Below are 17,533 nucleotides of genomic sequence, written 5' to 3'. Positions count from 1 at the left end.
TTTTAACCTCCGGAGAAGCCTCAATTGAGGGGACAAAGATGAGCACATGCATAGTTATGTTCATTGGAGGTGGTTGGGTTGAGATACGTTAAGCTCCCGAAGGAGAACACCTACGCGTTCCTTGAAAGGTTGAAGGAGTGGGGCAAACTCTACGCCCCGGTTAAGATATCCGAGAAGTTCTACGACTTCAGGGAAATAGACGACGTCAGGAAGGTCGAGTTCAACTACAACAGGACCATAATGCCGCCGAAGAAATTCTTCTTCCTGCCCAGGGAGAAGCTCTTCGAGTTCAACCTGGCGAAGGCCGAGTACAAGGAGGTCATAGAGGACGTCGAGCCGTTCATACTCTTCGGCCTTCACGCCTGTGACATCTTCGGCCTCAAGGTGCTCGACACAGTTTACCTCGACGAGCTCCCGGACAAGTACTACAGGGTCCGCAGGGAGAAGGGCATAATCATAGGCATCAGCTGCATGCCCGACGAGTACTGCTTCTGCAACCTGCGCGAGACTGATTTTGCCGACGACGGCTTCGACCTGTTCCTGCACGAGTTGCCCGACGGCTGGCTCGTCCGCGTCGGAACGCCTATCGGCCACCGCATAGTAGACAAGAACATCAAGCTCTTCGAGGAGGTCACAACCGAGGACATCTGCAACTTCAGGGAGTTTGAGAACAGGCGCTCCAGGTCGTTCAGGTACCACGAGGACTGGAGCAACCTCCGCTACCTCCTTGAGCTCGAGATGGAGCACCCGATGTGGGACGAGCAGGCCGACATCTGCCTTGCCTGCGGCAACTGCAACACCACCTGCCCGACGTGCCGCTGCTACGAGGTGCAGGACATAGTCAACCTCGATGGTGAAACCGGCTACCGCGAGAGGCGCTGGGACTCCTGCCAGCTCAGGAGCCACGGCCTCGTTGCGGGAAACCACAACTTCAGACCGACCAAGAAGGACCGCTTCCGCAACAGGTACCTCTGTAAGAACTCCTACAACGAGAAGCTCGGCATAAGCTACTGCGTCGGCTGCGGAAGGTGCACCTACTTCTGCCCAGCTGGCATAAGCTTCGTGAAGAACCTGCGCACCATCATGGGACTTGAGGGCGAAAAGACCTGCCCGTCTGAGATAAGCGAGGAGATCCCGAAGAGGGGATTCGCCTACGCCTCTGAGATAAGGGGTGAGGACATATGAGCGAGGTAGTTCCCAAGGAGATTATGATGCCGGACGAGAACCCCTACGCGCTCCACAAGGTCAAGGTTCTCAAGGTCTATCAGCTCACCGAGAAGGAGAAGCTGTTCCTCTTCAGGTTCGAGGACCCGGAGCTGGCCGAGAAGTGGACGTTCAAACCCGGCCAGTTCGTTCAGCTGACGATTCCGGGAGTTGGAGAGGTTCCGATAAGCATATGCTCCTCCGCGATGAGGAAGGGATTCTTCGAGCTGTGCATCAGGAAAGCTGGAAGGGTCACCACGGTCATCCACAAGCTCCAGCCGGGTGACACCGTCCTCGTTCGCGGTCCCTACGGAAACGGATTTCCCGTTGACGAGTGGGAGGGCATGGACTTACTCCTCATAGCTGCCGGCCTCGGTACAGCTCCGCTCAGGAGCGTCTTCCTCTACGCCATGGACAACCGCTGGAAGTACGGCAACATAACCTTCATCAACACGGCCCGCTACGGAAAGGACCTCCTGTTCTACAAGGAGCTTGAGGCCATGAAGGACCTCGCCGAGGCCGAGAACGTCAAGATAATCCAGAGCGTAACCAGAGACCCCGAGTGGCCGGGACTCCACGGAAGGCCCCAGAACTTCATCATCGAGGCCAACACCAACCCAAAGAACACCGCCGTTGCCATCTGCGGCCCGCCGAGGATGTACAAGGCCGTTTTCGAGTCCCTCATCAACTACGGCTACCGCCCGGAGAACATATTCGTCACGCTGGAGAGGAAGATGAAGTGCGGAATAGGAAAGTGCGGCCACTGCAACGTCGGAACGAGCACGAGCTGGAAGTACATCTGTAAAGACGGCCCGGTCTTCACGTACTTCGACATAGTATCAACGCCTGGCTTACTGGACTGAGGTGGTGGAGATGGAAGGAAAGGTCAGAATCGGATTTTACGCTCTCACCTCATGCTACGGCTGTCAGCTCCAGCTTGCCATGATGGACGAGATACTCCAGCTGCTCCCGCACGCGGAAATCGTCTGCTGGTTCATGCTTGAGCGCGACAGCTACGAGGACGAGCCGGTGGACATAGCCTTCATCGAGGGAAGCGTCTCCACCGAGGAGGAGGTCGAGCTCGTCAAGAAGATACGCGAGAACGCGAAGATAGTGGTTGCCGTTGGCTCCTGTGCAGTCCACGGCGGCGTGCAGAGCTGGGAGAAGGACAAGAGCCTCGAGGAGCTCTGGAAGACCGTCTACGGCGATGGGAAGGTCAAGTTCGAGCCGAAGATGGCCGAGCCGGTGGAGAACTATATCAAGGTTGACTACCGCATCTACGGCTGCCCGCCGGAGAAGAAGGACTTCCTCTACGCCCTCGGTACCTTCCTCGTCGGATCGTGGCCGGAGGACATAGACTACCCGGTCTGCGTTGAGTGCAGACTGAAGGGACACCCGTGCATACTCATAGAGAAGGGTGAGCCGTGCCTTGGACCGATAACGAGGGCCGGCTGCGACGCGAGGTGCCCAGGCTTCGGAGTGGCGTGCATCGGCTGCAGGGGAGCAATAGGCTACGACGTCGCCTGGTTCGACTCACTCGCCAGGACGTTCAAGGAGAAGGGAATCAGCAAGGAGGAGATACTCCAGCGCATGAAGATGTTCAACGCCCACAACCCGAAGCTCGAGGAGATGGTTGAGAAGATATTCCAGGGGGTGGAAGAATGAAGAACCTCTACCTTCCCATCACCGTTGACCACATAGCGCGCGTTGAGGGCAAGGGCGGCGTTGAGATAGTCGTCGGAGACGATGGCGTCAAGGAGGTCAGGCTCAACATCATAGAGGGCCCGAGGTTCTTCGAGGCCATAACGGTAGGCAAGAAGCTCGACGAGGCCCTGGCAGTCTACCCGAGGATATGCTCATTCTGTTCGGCTGCCCACAAGCTCACCGCGGTTGAAGCTGCTGAGAAGGCGATAGGCTTCACCCCGCGCGAGGAAATCCAGGCCCTCAGGGAGGTCCTCTACATCGGCGACATGATAGAGAGCCACGCGCTTCACCTGTACCTCCTGGTTTTGCCAGACTACCTCGGCTACTCCAACCCGCTCAAGATGGTGGACGAGTACAAGAAGGAGATAGGCATAGCCCTCGACCTAAAGAACCTCGGAAGCTGGATGATGGACGAACTCGGAGCGAGGGCGATACACCAGGAGAACGTGGTCCTCGGAGGCTTCGGCAAGCTGCCCGACAAGGCCACCCTTGAAACCATGAAGAAGCGCCTCAGCGAAGCACTTCCGAAGGCGGAGTACACCTTCGAGCTGTTCTCCAAGCTCGAGCAGTACGAGGAGGTCGAGGGGCCGATAATCCACGTGGCGGTAAAGCCGAGGGGAGACGTCTACGGCATCTACGGCGACTACATCAAGGTGAGCGACGGCTTCGAGTTCCCGGTCGAGGACTACAAGAAGCACATCGTCGAGAAGGTCGTCGAGCACAGCTTCGCCAAGCACAGCTTCTACAAGGGCGAGAAGCCCTTCATGGTCGGTGCGCTTCCGAGGCTGGTCAACAACGCGGAGACACTCTACGGAAGGGCCAGGGAGCTCTACGAGAGCCACAGAGACCTGCTCAGGCCGACCAACCCCTTCGCGAACAACCTCGCCCAGGCGCTTGAGCTGGTCTACTTCATCGAGCGCGGCATAGACCTCATAGACGAGGCCCTCGCCAAGTGGCCGATAGCGCCGAGGGACCGGGTTGAGGTGAAGGACGGCTTCGGCGTCAGCTCCACCGAGGCCCCGCGCGGAATCGTCACCTACGCCCTCGAGGTCAAGGACGGCAGGGTCGCCTACGCGGACATAATCACTCCGACGGCATACAACTTCGCCATGATGGAGGTCCACGTCAGGATGATGGCGGAGAAGCACTACAACGACGACCCGGAGAGGCTCAAGTACCTCACCGAGATGGTCGTTCGCGCCTACGACCCGTGCATCTCCTGTTCGGTGCACGTGGCGAGGCTCTGAGCACTTTTTAATTTTCTCTTTAAATGGCGCTTTATCCTGGCAACTTCGGATTGAAAATACGAAAAAGTGAGCCGTTCCGAAATTACTTGCCTTCCATTTTTTCGCATGGAAAGTAGATTTTCCCAACGAAACCCTCGCCGACGGATCCAACGATATACACATCACCAACGGAGTATTTGTAGACGGCAGTGGTACTGCCGTTCGTGACCTTGCAGGCCGAGGGAAGGATGTATGTGTTGTTAATGAGCTTAACCGGAGGAGCATTGACCATTTGAATGGGTTCATTTAACTCCACGGTGACATTAAAGGTCTCATTCCATAAATTAAGCCTCTTCACTGACCATCCAAGGGGCCTAACAACGTAGTACGTTCCGTTTTTATCGACCTCGTAGTTGACAACCATGTTAACAACCCTCTTGGGAGTCCCAGAAACGTTAATGTTCACAAACGCCGTTGACCCGTTTTTCATCCATACAGTTATCGATGCGGGGAGTCCGTGTGAGTCTTTGAATTGATAATAGGGCACCATGTAAACGTCATTGGAGAGCCTAAACGCCGAGACATTGAAAACTGCCGAATCTGTTTTTACAAAGACTACGAGATATGAATAGTCGATGACGAGGTGACGATAACCTATGAAGTCCGCGCTCACGTTAACTGTGATGGCAGTCACGTTAATTGGAACCCTGAAAGGAACAGAGGTCACTTTAAGGGAGAATTCCTGGGAAGTATTTTTGGTTCCAGCCTGGCCAAGACACCCCGCGGAGAAAACGACGATGATCAATGCCAAGACCACAATCTTCCTCACCATAGGAACCCTCCTCACCAAGATCTTGAGGGCAATTATGACAACTGTCCATCGTATATATAAAGATTTTGGTAAGGCTCATAAACCCCTCAGAGTAACTGAAGGGGGGAGAAACCATGAGAACTCTTATCCTTGCCCTCGGCAACGAACTGATGAAGGACGATGGAATCGGACTGAAGGCCGGCAGAATACTCGCAGAAAGGGGGTACAACGTCCTCGACGTTGGCACGGACATATTCATGCTCTCCGCCCACTACAAAGGCGAGGAGCGGTTGATAATCATAGACGCCATCCTGAGCGAGAAGTTTCGGCCGGGCGAGATAATTCACCTGAGCGGTGAGGAGGTCTTCGAGAAGCTGAAGGCCGAGATAAGGAGCGCCCACTTCATGGGGGCGATAGACGGGCTTAAACTCCTGATGGCTATGGATGAACGCCTCGCCAAGGCGGATATACACTTCATTGGCGTCGTGGCCAAGGAGATAGACCTCGGGATGGAGCTCACCGAGGAAGTTGAAAGGGCCCTGCCGAGGGTCGTTGAGCTGGTTGAGGAACTATGCAAAGAATGAATTAAGGAATTGAATAAATCAGCCGAGAAGCATCTCAAGCTCCTTTCTCATTATGCTCCTGTTCATGAGCAGGTGAAAGATTATGAGGAACATCATGATGATGCCGTAGCGGGCGCGGAGCTTGAGGAAGTCGAGCTGGGTCATCCCCAGGAAGCTGCCGTTTTTGCTGGCGATCACCGTTCCAACCGTTATGAATATCACGCCCAGGAACATCACGAACAGCAGCATTGAGAAAGCGGCCTTTACCTTAAGTCTCTTCCTCATTTTGGGATTCTTTTTAGCCTCTTCGAAGGCCTTTGCCATCGGATCCATGCTATCACCCTAAAATGAGAGGACGGGGCGGTTATAACGCTTCGTTAGGAGTCTCCGGCGAAAAATCGGGAAAAATTAGGGGCGTTCCAAAACAAAAGAAATATTTTTCAATCACATGCCCCCGCTCACGGCGAGCTCGATTATCTTCCTTATCTCCACGAGGAACTCCATCGGGATGTCCTTGAGCATCGGCTCGAGGAAGCCCTTGACTATGAGCTGGGTCGCCTTCTCCTCGCTCAGACCGCGTGACATCAGGTAGAACAGCTCCTCCTCGCGTATCTTGCCTATCGCAGCCTCGTGGCTGAGCTCGGCGTCGTCGACCTTGCTGACGAGTCCGGGGTAGGTCTCCATCGTGGCTCTATCGCTCATCAGCAGCGCGTCGCAGCTTATGTGTCCCTTGGCCCTCGGCGCCTCCGCCCTTATGATGCCCCTGGTTATCACGGTGCTGTCGTCCATTATGACCGCCTTGCTGGCGTTTATTCCAGCGGCGCCCCTGCCCTGGAGGTACATCTCTCCTCCCAGGTCAACGTACCAGTCCTTCTGACCGAGGATTATACCGTTCAGCTCGACGTAGCCGTTCTCGTCCACCCAGTACTTGGGGTTGGCTATGTTGCTCCTTCCGGTTCCGAGGCCGACGGTGGTGTTGATGAAGCGGGCCCCCTTACCGATTCTCGCCCGGGTCATCGGCCTCGTGTGAACGTACTCCGGCCAGTTCTGGAGAACCGTCAGCTGGGCCTTGGCCCCGTCGCGGATGTACGCCTCGGTCATGTCGAGGTGCAGGGAGTGCTTGACGAGCACCGGGGCGGTGCATCCCTCTATGAGGTGGAACTCGCTGTTCGGCTCGGCTATTATGATTATGTGCGGCGCTTGGGCCAGTGCGCTCTCCTGGATGAGGAAGAACAGGTGAAGCGGGAACGGGACCTTTAGCCCTTCCTTGACGTAGAGGAAGATTCCGCCGTTCCACACCGCGGTATGGTAAGCAGCCATCTTGCTCTCATCAGCCCGGAACATCTGAAGGAAGTGTTGTTTAACGACATCAGGGTATCTCTTCACTGCCTCTTCCATCGGCAGAACGATGAGCCCCTTCTTTTCCCACTCTTTGAGGAACTCGTTGTATATTACCCCGGTATCGGTCTGAACCGCCAGGCCGGCTATGTACTTCTGCTCGACCTCACTAATGCCGAGTCTGTCGAGGAGGGCCTTCATCTCAGGGGGCAGATCGTCGAGGCTCTCGATGTTCTCGGGAACGCCGGCTATCTCGGGCTTGGCTATGAACCTCAGGAGTTCGTCCTCGCTGATTATGGGGTCCCTGTGGGGGGCCCTCTCGAAGGCTTCCAGAGCTTTGTACCTTATCCTCGTCATCCACTCCGGCTCTCTGTTCCTCCTGACGAGGTTCTCTATCTCCGCCGCTATTATCTCCTTGGCCTCCTGAACGGTTATCTCACTCATCGCAGCCACACTCCTCGAATATCTTCTGGAAGCCCTTCTCCTCAATCTCCCTAACGAACTCACCGCCCCTCTCAAGCACTATCCTTCCCTCGCGCATGACGTGAACCCGGAACCTGCTGGGGTCGAGGTGCCCGAGTATCCTGCCGTAGTGGGTTATCAAGAGAACGGCCGTTCCCCTCTCGTGGAGCTCCTCTATCTTTCTGCTGATGACGCTGAGGGAGTCAACGTCAACACCGCTGTCCGGCTCGTCCAGGATGAGGAGCTTGGGCTCCAGCAGGAGGGCCTGGAGGATTTCAAACCTCTTTCTCTCGCCACCGGAGAAGCCGACGTTGACGTACCTCATCAGGTCCTCCTCTTTGAACCAGAGCTCCTTGGCGGTCTCAACTATGCGGTCGTAGGCCTCCACCATGTCCATGCCCTTGACCTCCGCCAGAACCTGCTGGAGGAACTCCATTATCCTGACTCCCTCGACCTCCTCGGGGTGCTGGAACGCGAGCATTATGCCGCGCTTAACGCGCTCGTCCGGTGGAAGCTTGGTTATGTCCTCCCCATTGAAGGTTATCCTTCCCTTTTTGATTTCATACCTCGGGTGACCCGCGATGGTCAGGGCCAGGGTGGACTTCCCGGAACCGTTCGGTCCCATTATGACGTGAAACTCGCCGGCGCCCACCGAGAGGTCCACGCCCCGGAGAATCTCCCTGTCCCCAACAGTGACAATGAGGTTCTCAACGTTGAGCACTCGCTTCACCTCCAGCCTTACCTTGACTGGCCGTTTTTTAAGCATTTCTGGACAAAGGTGTAGAAGATTATGAAAGGTATGTCCCCAGAAAAGTTAGAAAAGCTCAGAGGGAAAGCGGGAGGGCCTCCCTTATGCGCCTGAGAAGCTCCCTCTTCTTCTCGCTCTCCTCTAGGGCTATCTCGAGCACCTCGTCTATGGTCTCAACCGGGAATATCTGCACCTTTTCGGCCTTGTCCTTGCTGAGGAACACATCCTTCTCGTTGCTCTTGGGGATTATCACCGTCGTTATGCCCGCCTCTATGGCGGCCTCTATCTTCGGCGTCGCACCGCCTATCGGGAGCACCTCACCGCGAACGCTGAGCGAACCGGTCATCGCCACGTCCTGCCGTATGGGTATCTCCTCGAGGGCGGAGATGACGGCGGTGGCAACGCTTATGCTGGCAGAGTCACCTTCCACGCCCTCGTAGGTCTGGAGGAACTGGACGTGGATGTCGTATCTGCTGATGTCCTCACCCTTGTAGCGCTTGATTATTGCCGAGACGTTCTGCACGGCTTCCTTGGCTATCTCGCCGAGCTTTCCGGTGACTATGATCTTGCCCTCCTCCTTGCTCGCCGCCGGGGCAACTACGGCCTCAATCGGGAGCACTATACCGCTCTGCTCGCCTATCACGGCAAGGCCATTAACGCGACCAATCTCGCTTCCCTCGGTCTTGATGACCTGATACTCCTTCTTGCGCTCGATGTACCAGTCCGCGAGCTGCTTCTCGAGCGGCTTCGCCATCCTGACGGCCTCAAGAACGTCCTCACGGTCAACGTACTTCTTGCCCTTCTTGACCGCTATGTCTCCGGCGGCCCTCACGATACCGCCGAGGTCGCGCAGGCGTAGGGTCAGGTGCCCCTTCCTGCCGGCGCGCTTCTGTGCCTCCCTGACTATCTCCTCAACGGCGTCGCGCGTGAAGTGGGGTATCTTGCCGTCGCGTATGACCTCCTGGGCAACGAACTGGATGAGCTTGCGCCTGTTCTCTATGGTGTCCGGCATCGTGGTGCGCATGTAGACCTCGTAACCGTAGCCCCTGATACGGGAGCGCAGGGCCGGATGCATCTTGTCAACGGTATCGAGGTTTCCGGCCGCGACGAGGACGAAGTCACACGGAACCGGCTCGGTCCTGACCATGGCACCGCTCGACATCTCGCTCTGGCCGGTTATCGGGAACTTCTTCTCCTGCATCGCCGTGAGGAGGTTCTGCTGCATCTTGAGGCTCAGCGTCGCCACCTCATCTATGAACAGGACGCCCCTGTGGGCGCGGTGTATCATTCCCGGCTCAACGCGCTCGTGGGCGGGCGTTCCCAGGCCGCCGCTCTGGAACGGGTCGTGGCGCACGTCACCGAGGAGCGCTCCTGCATGGGCACCGGTCGCGTCTATGAACGGTGCCTTGTTCCTTCCGCAGTTGTCAACGAGTAGCTTAGGAACGAGGACTGAGCCCTTGAGGCGCATGTTCGAGAGCGCCATTATCGTGAGTATTACAACGAAGAGGCCCATGAGGAGTGTGGTCGCGCTGAAGTCTATGAACAGGGCGAGCATGACCGTGAACATGACAAACAGAAGGATGTAGGATTTTATACTCTCCTGACCCTTGGCCTTCTCGCGGTACTTCTCGACTATCCGCCGCCCCTGGCAGGCGGGGACGGTCTTTATCTTGGGCATGTTCTCGTCTTCGGGGTTTGGAAAGACGAGTATGTCCTCCAGGTTCTCCGTGGGCAGCAGCTCCGCCATCGCCTGACCGAGCATTGACTTGCCGGTACCCGGCTCACCTATGAGAAGAACGTGCCTTTTCTGGGTCGCGGCGGTTCTGATGACTTCAACCGCGTGCTCCTGTCCTATGACCTGGTCAATGAGCTTCTCGGGAACCTTGACCTCCTCGGTCGTGTTGAACTCCATGCCTAGCTCAAGGCTCTCTCCATATTCCCTGGGGGCCAGGGCTTCCCTATTGACCTTCTCGTCTTCCCCCATTTTGCTTCCCTCTTCCACTCTCTCAAATTGGAATGCTCGGGGCGATTTATAACTTTTTTGAGAAGGTCAAGAAAAAGCTAAAATAGGCCTTGCCATCCATAACCCTTGGTGGAAGCGATGAAGGTTGAGGATCAGATTGTGTTCACGGCGCATCACGGGAGCTGGAAGGTGGCCGACAGGCTGATCGATATGGAGGACGAGAAGGTGGCCCACTTCCTGGCCAGCATCTCCAACACGGTCAACGCCAAGATACCCGAGTACCTGACGGAGGTCATGAACGTCGCGGGGATAATGAGCCTCGCTGAGGAAATCGGAAAGAAGGATTTAAGCGATGCCATTGTCGCCCTCAAGTCGCCCGGAACGGCAAGGAAGCTCGGTGCCCTCGTCTTCGAGGAGGACAAAAAGCTCAGGAAGCACCTCGTTGACGTGGCCAAGGCGGTCCTCGTGAGGGAAGTGCTCTCGAAGAAGGCCCCCGTGGAGTATCCGGAAGAGCCCCTGAGCGAGGTCAGGATAGTCTTCCCGTACAACGAAGACCACGTGAACTTCACGGCGTTTCATCTCAGCGCGGAGCACGGCAAGTGGAGGGCCGTTAGAAGGCTTATAATCGATGACAAAACGCCGATGGCAGACGTCGCGCGGCTCTTGGCGAGCATAAACGAAAGCATCGCGCTCAAGCTCCCGGTCTATGCGGGCATCGACCTCAAAGGCATAGACGCCTGGTTCGGCGAGTTCAAGAAGGTTAAGAAGGCCGGAATCCCGGCCGTTGTGGAGAAGTACAAGCACTTCCCGGCCGAGAACTACGCCCCCGATCCGTTCCAGGAGCATGCAAAAGTTTACGCCCTGAGGAAGGCCCTCGAGAAGATAGGCCTCCCCCTGGACGTCCCGGCCAAGAGCCTTGAGAAGTACCTGGAGAAGAAATGATGAGGCCGAGGACACCCGAGGGGAACCGATGAGGAGTCTTCGCTTCGCTGATTTCCATTCCCTTTGGAGGTGAAAGCATGAGGAAGGAGACAGTTCTCACCGAAAGGGCCCCGAAGCCGATAGGGCCGTACAGCCAGGGAATAATCGCGGAAGGAAAGTTCCTCTTCGTCTCGGGGCAGATACCGATAAACCCCGAAACCGGGGAACTCGTGAGCGGCGACATCGAGAAGCAGGCGGAACAGGCACTCAAAAACCTCCTGGCGGTCGTCGAGGCCGCTGGTGGAGGCGCCGAGAACGTGGTGAAGGTGACGGTGTACATCAGGGACATGGGCAACTACGCCAGATTCAACGAGGTCTACAACCGCTACTTCTCCGAATCCAAGCCTGCCAGGGCAGTCGTTGAAGTTTCAAACCTTCCGAAAGGGGTTGATGTGGAGATAGAGGCCATAGCGGTCCTTTGAATTTTTAACATTTTTCGGTGAGCGAAATGGAAGCGGTAAGGATCAGACGCGAGCTCCTGGAGTACCTGCTGGAGCTCGCCCGCGACTTCTATCCCAACGAATTCGCGGGCTTTCTGCGGGAGAGGGACGGGGTATTTGAGGAGGTCTTGATAGCCCCCAATCCACATTTCGGGAGCAGCTCCGCGTTCTTTGACACATGGATGCTGCCCTACGACGAGAGCATCAAGGGTACCGTTCATTCTCACCCTGGACCGAGTCCCTGGCCGTCCCAGGCGGATTTGAACTTCTTCTCGAAATTCGGGGGAGTTCACTTGATAATCGCCTATCCCTTTACCGAGGACAGCGTGAGGGCGTACCGCAGCGACGGAAGCAGGCTCGGGATTGAGGTTGTAGAATAACATCATGTGAAAATTCTTAAAAGGAAACCAACCATAATCCAGTTACAGGTGTTGCCCATGAAGATTAGGGACCTTCTGGACGGGCTGAACGAGAAGCAGAAGAGAACAGTCCTGCAGTGTGCGGAAACCTGCGGAATCCCGGACCTGGACAGGGAAGTTGACCTCCAGGTGGAAAGCGACACGATAAAGTTCCTGAAGGCGATTTCAAATCCACTCCGTCTCAGGATACTCAAGCTCCTGAGGGACAACTGGCTGTGCGTGTGTCTAATCTCAAGGATACTTGACCAAGATCAGACCCTGATAAGCCACCACCTACGCACGCTCAAGGGCCTCGGACTGATCGAGGAGAGGAAGGAGGGCAAGATGCACTTCTACAGAACCAATACCGAGGCGCTTAAGAGGTACCTCGACATGATCAGCATTGAGCTGGTGTAAGGCCATGAACGACCTCCAGCGGGAAGTTGACAGAATCGTCATGGAGTTCGGGGGGTACTGGACGCCGTTTGAGATGCTCGCTGCCCTGATGGAGGAGATCGGGGAACTTGCGGACGAGTTGTTGAAGGTGGAGGGCGTTAAGGGCTCAGGAAACAGGGAGCGCTTGAAGGAGGAGCTCGGCGACGTTGCCTTTGCCCTCTCCTGCATCGCCAACTACTACGACGTAGATCTGATGGACGCCCTCGAGGAGACCATAGAGAAGTACAGGGAACGGGACAGGGATCGCTGGAACAACGTATGAAATTTACATCAAGTGTGCTGTGGAGTTGTAACACAATGAACTACCATATAATTGGGTTATACGAGGGCGCGGAGGCACGGGTTACTAAGTGGTTAGAAATCTTCCAACTTATCGAAACATTTTTATAATCGGGCGCTCAATTTCCACCATAATTCGGGGGAGGTGGAGACATGGCTGATAAAATAAACGGAATAGATGTAAAGATTTTGAAGCTCCTCGCCAAGAACGCCCGCCTTACCTACAAGGAGCTTGCCGAAATTCTCGGCACCACTAGGCAGAGGATATCCCGCAGGATGGACCGTCTGGAGAGAAACGGCATCATAAAGAAGTACACCGTGATACCCAACTACGACGCCCTCGGTTACGTTCACGTCGTCCTCGGAATCACAGTCAAGCCCTCGGTCAACGTAGACGAGATAATCCCCGCCCTCGTTGAGGATGAGAACATCAAGATAATAGAGCGCGCGCTAGGTTCCCACAGCCTCATAATACACATCGTTGGGCCCAAGGATATGAAGGAGCTTGAGAAGATCATAAACGAGGTCTCCAAGAAGATACCGGGCATTGACAAGCTCGACATAACCTTCGTGACCGAGACCGTTAAGTTTGAGGTTCTTTAATTCCCTTTATTTCCTTCGTCAACCGCCGAGGGAAAGAATAATAAAGCCCCCACCTGCACTTCTCCCAGGTGGCAGAGATGCTTGAGAGAGCGGCAGTGGATATTGCAGTGGTTGCAGGGCTCGGCTTTGGTTCCTACAGGTTCAAGGCACTTGACGCTAAGGGGGCCGTTGCGGCGGCACTCCTCGGGCTCTCGGTTATCGAGCTGGGGGGAGTGTACCCATTCGCCGCGCTTCTGACCTTCGTGGTTCTCGGCGTTCTGGCCACCAAGTACAAATTCAGGGAGAAGGCCAAGCTCGGTGCCGCCCAGAGCAGGAACGGAATAAGGAGCTGGGGCAACGTCCTCGGCAACGGGCTGGCGGCGGTCATTTTCCTCGCCTTCGAGTACTTCTCCCATATGGACGTTTTCTGGGCCGCCAGTTTCGCCGCGATTGCAACCGCCAACGGCGATACCCTCGCCAGTGAGCTCGGTAAAATCTTCGGAAAGAGCCCGAAGCTTATCACGACACTGAGACCCGCGAAGCCCGGTACCAACGGTGCCGTCTCATGGGCGGGAGAGCTGTTCGCACTCGCAGGCGCCCTCATAATGGGCCTCTTTGCGCTCCCCGTAACGGCCGAAAAGGCCACGATGCTCCTCGCGGTTACCCTCGGAGGATTCATCGGGGTCAACCTGGACAGCCTCATAGGGGCGACCCTTGAGAACGAGGGGATAACCAACAACAACTCAACGAACTTTCTCGCGAGTCTCCTCGGAGGATTCATCGGCGCCGGACTCTTCTACCTCCTCGCGTGAAGTTTTAAAATCACCACGAGAACTTTTCTCGGCGGATGATGACTACGGCGGATTCCCGAGCGGTGAAGAAGACCTTAGGGTCTGACGCCTCACCAAACATAATTCGGGAATTGAAGAATTAAAGAAAAATTAGGCCTTTTCCTCCCGCTTCCTTGCGTACTCCTCATAAACCTCCCAGAGCGAGACGAGTGCGGCCGGAATGCCGTGCTCCGTGGCGAACGTCATGTACGGTGCGAGGTCAACCACGTAGTCGGCGAACCTGAAAAGGCCTCTGGGAATGCCCTCACGGGAGCCGACGAAGATTACGACCTCCTTCGAGTAGAACATGTCCTTGGCGAGGTTCTCCTTTACCTCCGCGAGGGTCGGCCCCTTGGGGTCTGTGATGATGAGCAGCCTCTTGCCCCGTCTCTTGTCCCTGACGACCTGATAGAGGTCCCAGACGCTCACCGGAACCTTTTCCACCTTCCAGGGATAGGCCTCGCGCTGTATCTGGTATCTGCTCTCCTGACCGATTCTAACCCCCTTTATGAACTCCGCCAGCTCGAAGGCGTCCATCTTCTCCTTGGGGGCGATTATCAGTTCCTTCACCTCGAAGGCCTGCGCAGCTCTTCCAATCTTCTCACCGAAGGAGCGGCAGGCCTTGTAATCGCCCCAGTAGGGCATCTGAACGAGCGTAACCTTGCGGAAAAGTTTTCTCGCGTCTATCTTGTCGGGTGTGAACTTTCTGAATTCCTCACCCGGGACCACGGAGATGTAGGCCCTGTCGCCGATTATCTCAACCTGAACGACCTTGTCCGGCCAGCTGAGGTTTACATCGGCATTCGTGAGCTCCCTTATTCTGGCGCCCAGCTCGCGGTTAACGTCCATGCTGGTGAACCCGTGCTTTCCGCGCCTCTTGGTCTTCACGGCGAAGGTCTCGCTCTCCCTGATCATGGGGGCGAGTTTCTCGGCGCTTTCGACTATTTTCTCAAGCTCGGCCGGGACCTCAACGATGACCGGAATCAGCCTCTCGACCTCCGGTATCTCCAGTATCTTCCCAGCGGCCTTTTCCTCGTCCGTCTCAACGATGACCAGGCCGTAGTAGCCCATTGGGGACGCCCAAACGCGGGCATCCGGGAGGGACTCCTTGATGTAGTTGGCGGCGACACTCTCCATTCCTCTCTGGGTCTTAACTATGAACTTCATAACCGCACCTCCGGGAGAAGAAGCGGGCGGGTGCTTAAAAGTCTGCCGAGTAGCCGAACGACGGGAGAATAGAATTGGGAGGCATCAAGCCTCCGGCTCGGCGAGAACCTTGATCTTTCTGATCTCGGCCCTCTTGATCGGGTATATCTTGCGCGCCTCTTTGGCCATCTCGGCGCCCATCTTGCCGCTGACGGCCTCGAGGATGAAGTCCTTGTAGTTGAGCTCCTCTGCCTTCTTGTAGATGATCTCCTTGATGATCTCCCTTATTGCCCTCTCCTGGCTGGTCTGGATGCGCCTGTAGGCTATGACCATGCCCATGACGCGGAGCTTGTAGCCGTCCTTGGTGGTGACGTTGAATATGCCGTCAACCCTGGTGGTTCTCCTCCTGACGAGAGAGCGGATGTAGCTCCTCGCGAGGGTGTGGCCCTTGAACTTGGTGTAGGCGTTCTGGCCCTTGACATCGTAGATCTGGAAGTAGAGCTTGACCTGGCCCTTGGTGAAGTCGCCGGTGAGGTCCTTGAGGGTGGTCTCGATGACCCTTCCGATGACCTTCTCGGGGTCGTCGGCGGGGGTGAGGCCGATCTCCTTGCTTCCGAAGAAGTCCGGAGCGTAAACTATGTACCACTCTTTCATCTTCCACTTATCCTTGGTAGCAGCAGCCCTCTTCCTTGGGTTACCCTTTGCCATCTCAACACCTCCAGTTCACACCTTTTCGGTAACATCTTCGGCGATTTTGATTGAAAACACCAAATCGTCCAGCGCTTTGATGAGTGTCTCAATCTCACCCGAGTATTTAACCTTTGTTATGACGTCCCCATCTTCCCATCGGGTTAGCACATTTAAACTTTTCTTTAGGCTCTCAGGAAGGCCCACGTTGTCCACTTCGAGTGCCTCGGCTATCGCCTCGGCCCTTCCCGGGTCGCCGTAGTGCCAGACTATCTCCGCCCTAGCCTCAATCTTCACTGCCCTTTCCCTCCACCTGCCTTCCAAGCGCCTCGTTGAAGAGCCTTATGAACTCGTCCAGCCTGTCCTTCGGGAAGCGGATTCCAGCGGCTATTGCGTGTCCTCCGCCCTCGCCGCCGAGCTTCTCAGCTACCGACCTGAGCGCCTCTCCGAGGTGGTAGCCCTTCGCCAGGGCTTTCTCGGTTGTTCTTGCGGAACCCTTCACGAGGTTCTCATCCTCATCGCTGTCCGCTATAACGACCACCGGCTTCTCCGGGTCGGCGAGGCCGGCGTTTATCGCTATGTTGGCGGCTATTCCAACGAGCGTGTCCCTGATGTTTTTGCCGGCGTAGAAGACGTAGGCATGCTCCCCCTCGTCGGCCATGCTCCAGTTCTGGATGAGGAACTTCCTGGCCTCTATCTGCTCCCTCTTGTAGTCCTCCAGCATCTTTCTAGCGCGCTTGTAGGCATCCTCGTCGCCGAGGCATATGGCAACGCCCAGGGTTCCGGCGTTTAAGCGACCGGTGGCGTTGAGGAGTGTCGCAAACTCCCTCGCCTCGTGCCTGGGATCGCCCTCCGGGTAGAGCGGGCTTATCACCACGTCGCCGATGAGCCGGTCTATTGCCTCCTTTGGGGCACCGTGCTTGATGAGGTGTATCACCAGCGCATCGTGGAGCTTCCGCTTCTCCTCCTCGCGGAGCTGCCAGTACCTAATGTCTGGGTCAAAGCCCCTGGCACGTAGCCACTCTATTGCCTTCCTCTCGTCCCCGGTGACCTCTGGAATCTCCGGATGGGTGGCGTAAGCGAGCATCTGATAGAGCGGCCGGCTCTCCCTCCCAAAGAGGCGGAGCTCCTTCCTAACCTCCAGGATATCCAGCTTCTTCCCGTCTTCGAGTATGTCGTTGTTGAGCCCATGGAAGGTTCCGTCTATCTCCTGCATGTCACCAACGGCGCCGACGATGGCAACGTACGCCATGTCCATGTTCCTCTCGTTCATCTCCTTGGCGACGAAGTAGGCGACGCCGGAACCGCTGAGGTCTCGAACGCTGTTGGCGCCGAATGGAACGGGATTCACCAGCACGTGAGAATCCGTGGAGAACTCGTCCTTCTCGGGGGGGTGATGGTCGGCAACGACGACGGTTGCCCCCTCGAGGTGCTTCTCGATCAGGCTTATTGAGCCGCTCCCAAGGTCGCTGAAGACGTATATCCTGTGCTTCTCCGAGGCGAGCTCCTGAACGAGCTCCTCACTGAGCTGCTTGACTATACTGAGCTGGAAGGTTCCACCCTCACGGGCAACGGCCCTGGCCAGAACGGCACCGGCGGTTATCCCATCGGCATCGCGGTGGGAGATTATCCTGATAGTGTGCCCTAGCTCGATGTGCATCTTGATTAGCTCTGCTCCCTCGCGGGCCTTCTCCAAGAAAGCGCCCCGGTCCATTT

Annotated in this window: 21 protein-coding genes; 12 read left to right on the top strand and 9 right to left on the bottom strand. The window is 56.3% G+C overall.

From position 1 onward, the window contains the following. The first annotated feature begins 78 nt into the window (after nt 1-78). Genes hydB through hydA form a run of 4 tightly spaced genes read left to right on the top strand, consistent with a single transcriptional unit; the run spans nt 79 to nt 4,154 of the window. Entirely contained in the window at nt 79-1,185 is a 1,107-nt protein-coding gene (gene hydB / locus CDI07_RS03370) for an NADPH-dependent hydrogenase/sulfhydrogenase 1 subunit beta (RefSeq protein WP_088180258.1), read from the top strand. Further along, the gene (hydG, locus tag CDI07_RS03365) at nt 1,182-2,066 is read left to right on the top strand and encodes an NADPH-dependent hydrogenase/sulfhydrogenase 1 subunit gamma (protein ID WP_088180257.1); all 885 of its coding nucleotides are present in this window, start codon (nt 1,182-1,184) and stop codon (nt 2,064-2,066) included. Before hydB ends, hydG begins: the two co-directional genes overlap by 4 nt. A gap of 10 nt (nt 2,067-2,076) precedes the next feature. Next, the gene (gene hydD, locus CDI07_RS03360) at nt 2,077-2,868 is read left to right on the top strand and encodes an NADPH-dependent hydrogenase/sulfhydrogenase 1 subunit delta (RefSeq protein ID WP_088180256.1); all 792 of its coding nucleotides are present in this window, start codon (nt 2,077-2,079) and stop codon (nt 2,866-2,868) included. Then, a complete protein-coding gene (gene hydA, locus CDI07_RS03355) occupies nt 2,865-4,154 on the top strand; it encodes an NADPH-dependent hydrogenase/sulfhydrogenase 1 subunit alpha (protein ID WP_088180255.1) in 1,290 nt (429 codons plus the stop codon). Before hydD ends, hydA begins: the two co-directional genes overlap by 4 nt. Nucleotides 4,155-4,236: 82 nt before the next feature. Here the strand turns inward: hydA and CDI07_RS03350 are convergent, their stop codons facing one another. Further along, entirely contained in the window at nt 4,237-4,965 is a 729-nt protein-coding gene (locus CDI07_RS03350; RefSeq protein ID WP_088180254.1) for a hypothetical protein, read from the bottom strand. Between the two features lie 113 nt (nt 4,966-5,078). On the opposite strand from CDI07_RS03350, the gene CDI07_RS03345 reads away from it, so the two are divergent. Beyond that, on the top strand, nt 5,079-5,528 hold the full coding sequence (locus tag CDI07_RS03345) for a hydrogenase maturation protease (protein ID WP_088180253.1): 450 nt from the start codon (nt 5,079-5,081) through the stop codon (nt 5,526-5,528). Between the two features lie 18 nt (nt 5,529-5,546). Here the strand turns inward: CDI07_RS03345 and CDI07_RS03340 are convergent, their stop codons facing one another. The 4 genes from CDI07_RS03340 to lonB form a co-directional block, all read right to left on the bottom strand. Further along, the gene (locus CDI07_RS03340) at nt 5,547-5,840 is read right to left on the bottom strand and encodes a hypothetical protein (RefSeq protein ID WP_088180252.1); all 294 of its coding nucleotides are present in this window, start codon (nt 5,838-5,840) and stop codon (nt 5,547-5,549) included. 111 nt (nt 5,841-5,951) lie between these two features. Then, nucleotides 5,952-7,289, bottom strand: coding sequence for a SufD family Fe-S cluster assembly protein (locus CDI07_RS03335; protein ID WP_088180251.1), 1,338 nt, complete (start codon nt 7,287-7,289; stop codon nt 5,952-5,954). Further along, nucleotides 7,282-8,028, bottom strand: a complete 747-nt coding sequence (sufC, locus tag CDI07_RS03330) for a Fe-S cluster assembly ATPase SufC (RefSeq protein WP_088180250.1) — start codon at nt 8,026-8,028, stop codon at nt 7,282-7,284. Before sufC ends, CDI07_RS03335 begins: the two co-directional genes overlap by 8 nt. Before the next feature lie 103 nt (nt 8,029-8,131). Continuing rightward, nucleotides 8,132-10,039, bottom strand: a complete 1,908-nt coding sequence (gene lonB / locus CDI07_RS03325; protein ID WP_088180249.1) for an ATP-dependent protease LonB — start codon at nt 10,037-10,039, stop codon at nt 8,132-8,134. A 117-nt stretch (nt 10,040-10,156) separates the two neighbouring features. Between lonB and CDI07_RS03320 the strand changes: the two genes are divergently transcribed. From CDI07_RS03320 to CDI07_RS03290, 7 genes are all read left to right on the top strand, one after another. After that, complete coding sequence (locus CDI07_RS03320; protein ID WP_088180248.1) at nt 10,157-10,960, top strand: DUF2666 family protein; 804 nt, start codon at nt 10,157-10,159, stop codon at nt 10,958-10,960. 77 nt (nt 10,961-11,037) lie between these two features. Next, entirely contained in the window at nt 11,038-11,421 is a 384-nt protein-coding gene (locus CDI07_RS03315) for a RidA family protein (RefSeq protein ID WP_088180247.1), read from the top strand. A gap of 26 nt (nt 11,422-11,447) precedes the next feature. Next, nucleotides 11,448-11,819 (top strand): Mov34/MPN/PAD-1 family protein, encoded by a 372-nt coding sequence (locus tag CDI07_RS03310; protein WP_088180246.1) that lies wholly within the window; start codon nt 11,448-11,450, stop codon nt 11,817-11,819. Nucleotides 11,820-11,876: 57 nt separating this feature from the next. Continuing rightward, on the top strand, nt 11,877-12,254 hold the full coding sequence (locus tag CDI07_RS03305; protein ID WP_088180245.1) for a helix-turn-helix transcriptional regulator: 378 nt from the start codon (nt 11,877-11,879) through the stop codon (nt 12,252-12,254). A 4-nt stretch (nt 12,255-12,258) separates the two neighbouring features. Then, nucleotides 12,259-12,555: a MazG nucleotide pyrophosphohydrolase domain-containing protein gene (locus CDI07_RS03300; protein WP_088180244.1), complete on the top strand. Its 297-nt coding sequence runs from the start codon at nt 12,259-12,261 to the stop codon at nt 12,553-12,555. Between the two features lie 170 nt (nt 12,556-12,725). Continuing rightward, nucleotides 12,726-13,175, top strand: coding sequence for an Lrp/AsnC family transcriptional regulator (locus CDI07_RS03295; RefSeq protein ID WP_088180243.1), 450 nt, complete (start codon nt 12,726-12,728; stop codon nt 13,173-13,175). Between the two features lie 77 nt (nt 13,176-13,252). Beyond that, the gene (locus CDI07_RS03290; RefSeq protein ID WP_088180242.1) at nt 13,253-13,966 is read left to right on the top strand and encodes a DUF92 domain-containing protein; all 714 of its coding nucleotides are present in this window, start codon (nt 13,253-13,255) and stop codon (nt 13,964-13,966) included. A gap of 129 nt (nt 13,967-14,095) precedes the next feature. On the opposite strand, the gene CDI07_RS03285 is transcribed toward CDI07_RS03290, so the two are convergent. From CDI07_RS03285 to CDI07_RS03270, 4 genes are all read right to left on the bottom strand, one after another. After that, a complete protein-coding gene (locus CDI07_RS03285; RefSeq protein WP_088180241.1) occupies nt 14,096-15,151 on the bottom strand; it encodes an SPOUT family RNA methylase in 1,056 nt (351 codons plus the stop codon). An 84-nt stretch (nt 15,152-15,235) separates the two neighbouring features. Continuing rightward, nucleotides 15,236-15,838 (bottom strand): 30S ribosomal protein S3ae, encoded by a 603-nt coding sequence (locus tag CDI07_RS03280; protein WP_088180240.1) that lies wholly within the window; start codon nt 15,836-15,838, stop codon nt 15,236-15,238. 15 nt (nt 15,839-15,853) lie between these two features. Beyond that, complete coding sequence (locus tag CDI07_RS03275) at nt 15,854-16,114, bottom strand: KEOPS complex subunit Pcc1 (protein WP_088180239.1); 261 nt, start codon at nt 16,112-16,114, stop codon at nt 15,854-15,856. Then, nucleotides 16,104-17,531, bottom strand: coding sequence for a DHHA1 domain-containing protein (locus tag CDI07_RS03270; protein ID WP_088180238.1), 1,428 nt, complete (start codon nt 17,529-17,531; stop codon nt 16,104-16,106). Before CDI07_RS03270 ends, CDI07_RS03275 begins: the two co-directional genes overlap by 11 nt. Nucleotides 17,532-17,533 lie beyond the last annotated feature (2 nt).

The sequence above is a fragment of the Thermococcus sp. 5-4 genome (genome assembly GCF_002197185.1).
GTDB lineage: Archaea > Methanobacteriota_B > Thermococci > Thermococcales > Thermococcaceae > Thermococcus > Thermococcus radiotolerans.
This window is presented reverse-complemented; position numbering and strand designations above follow the sequence as displayed.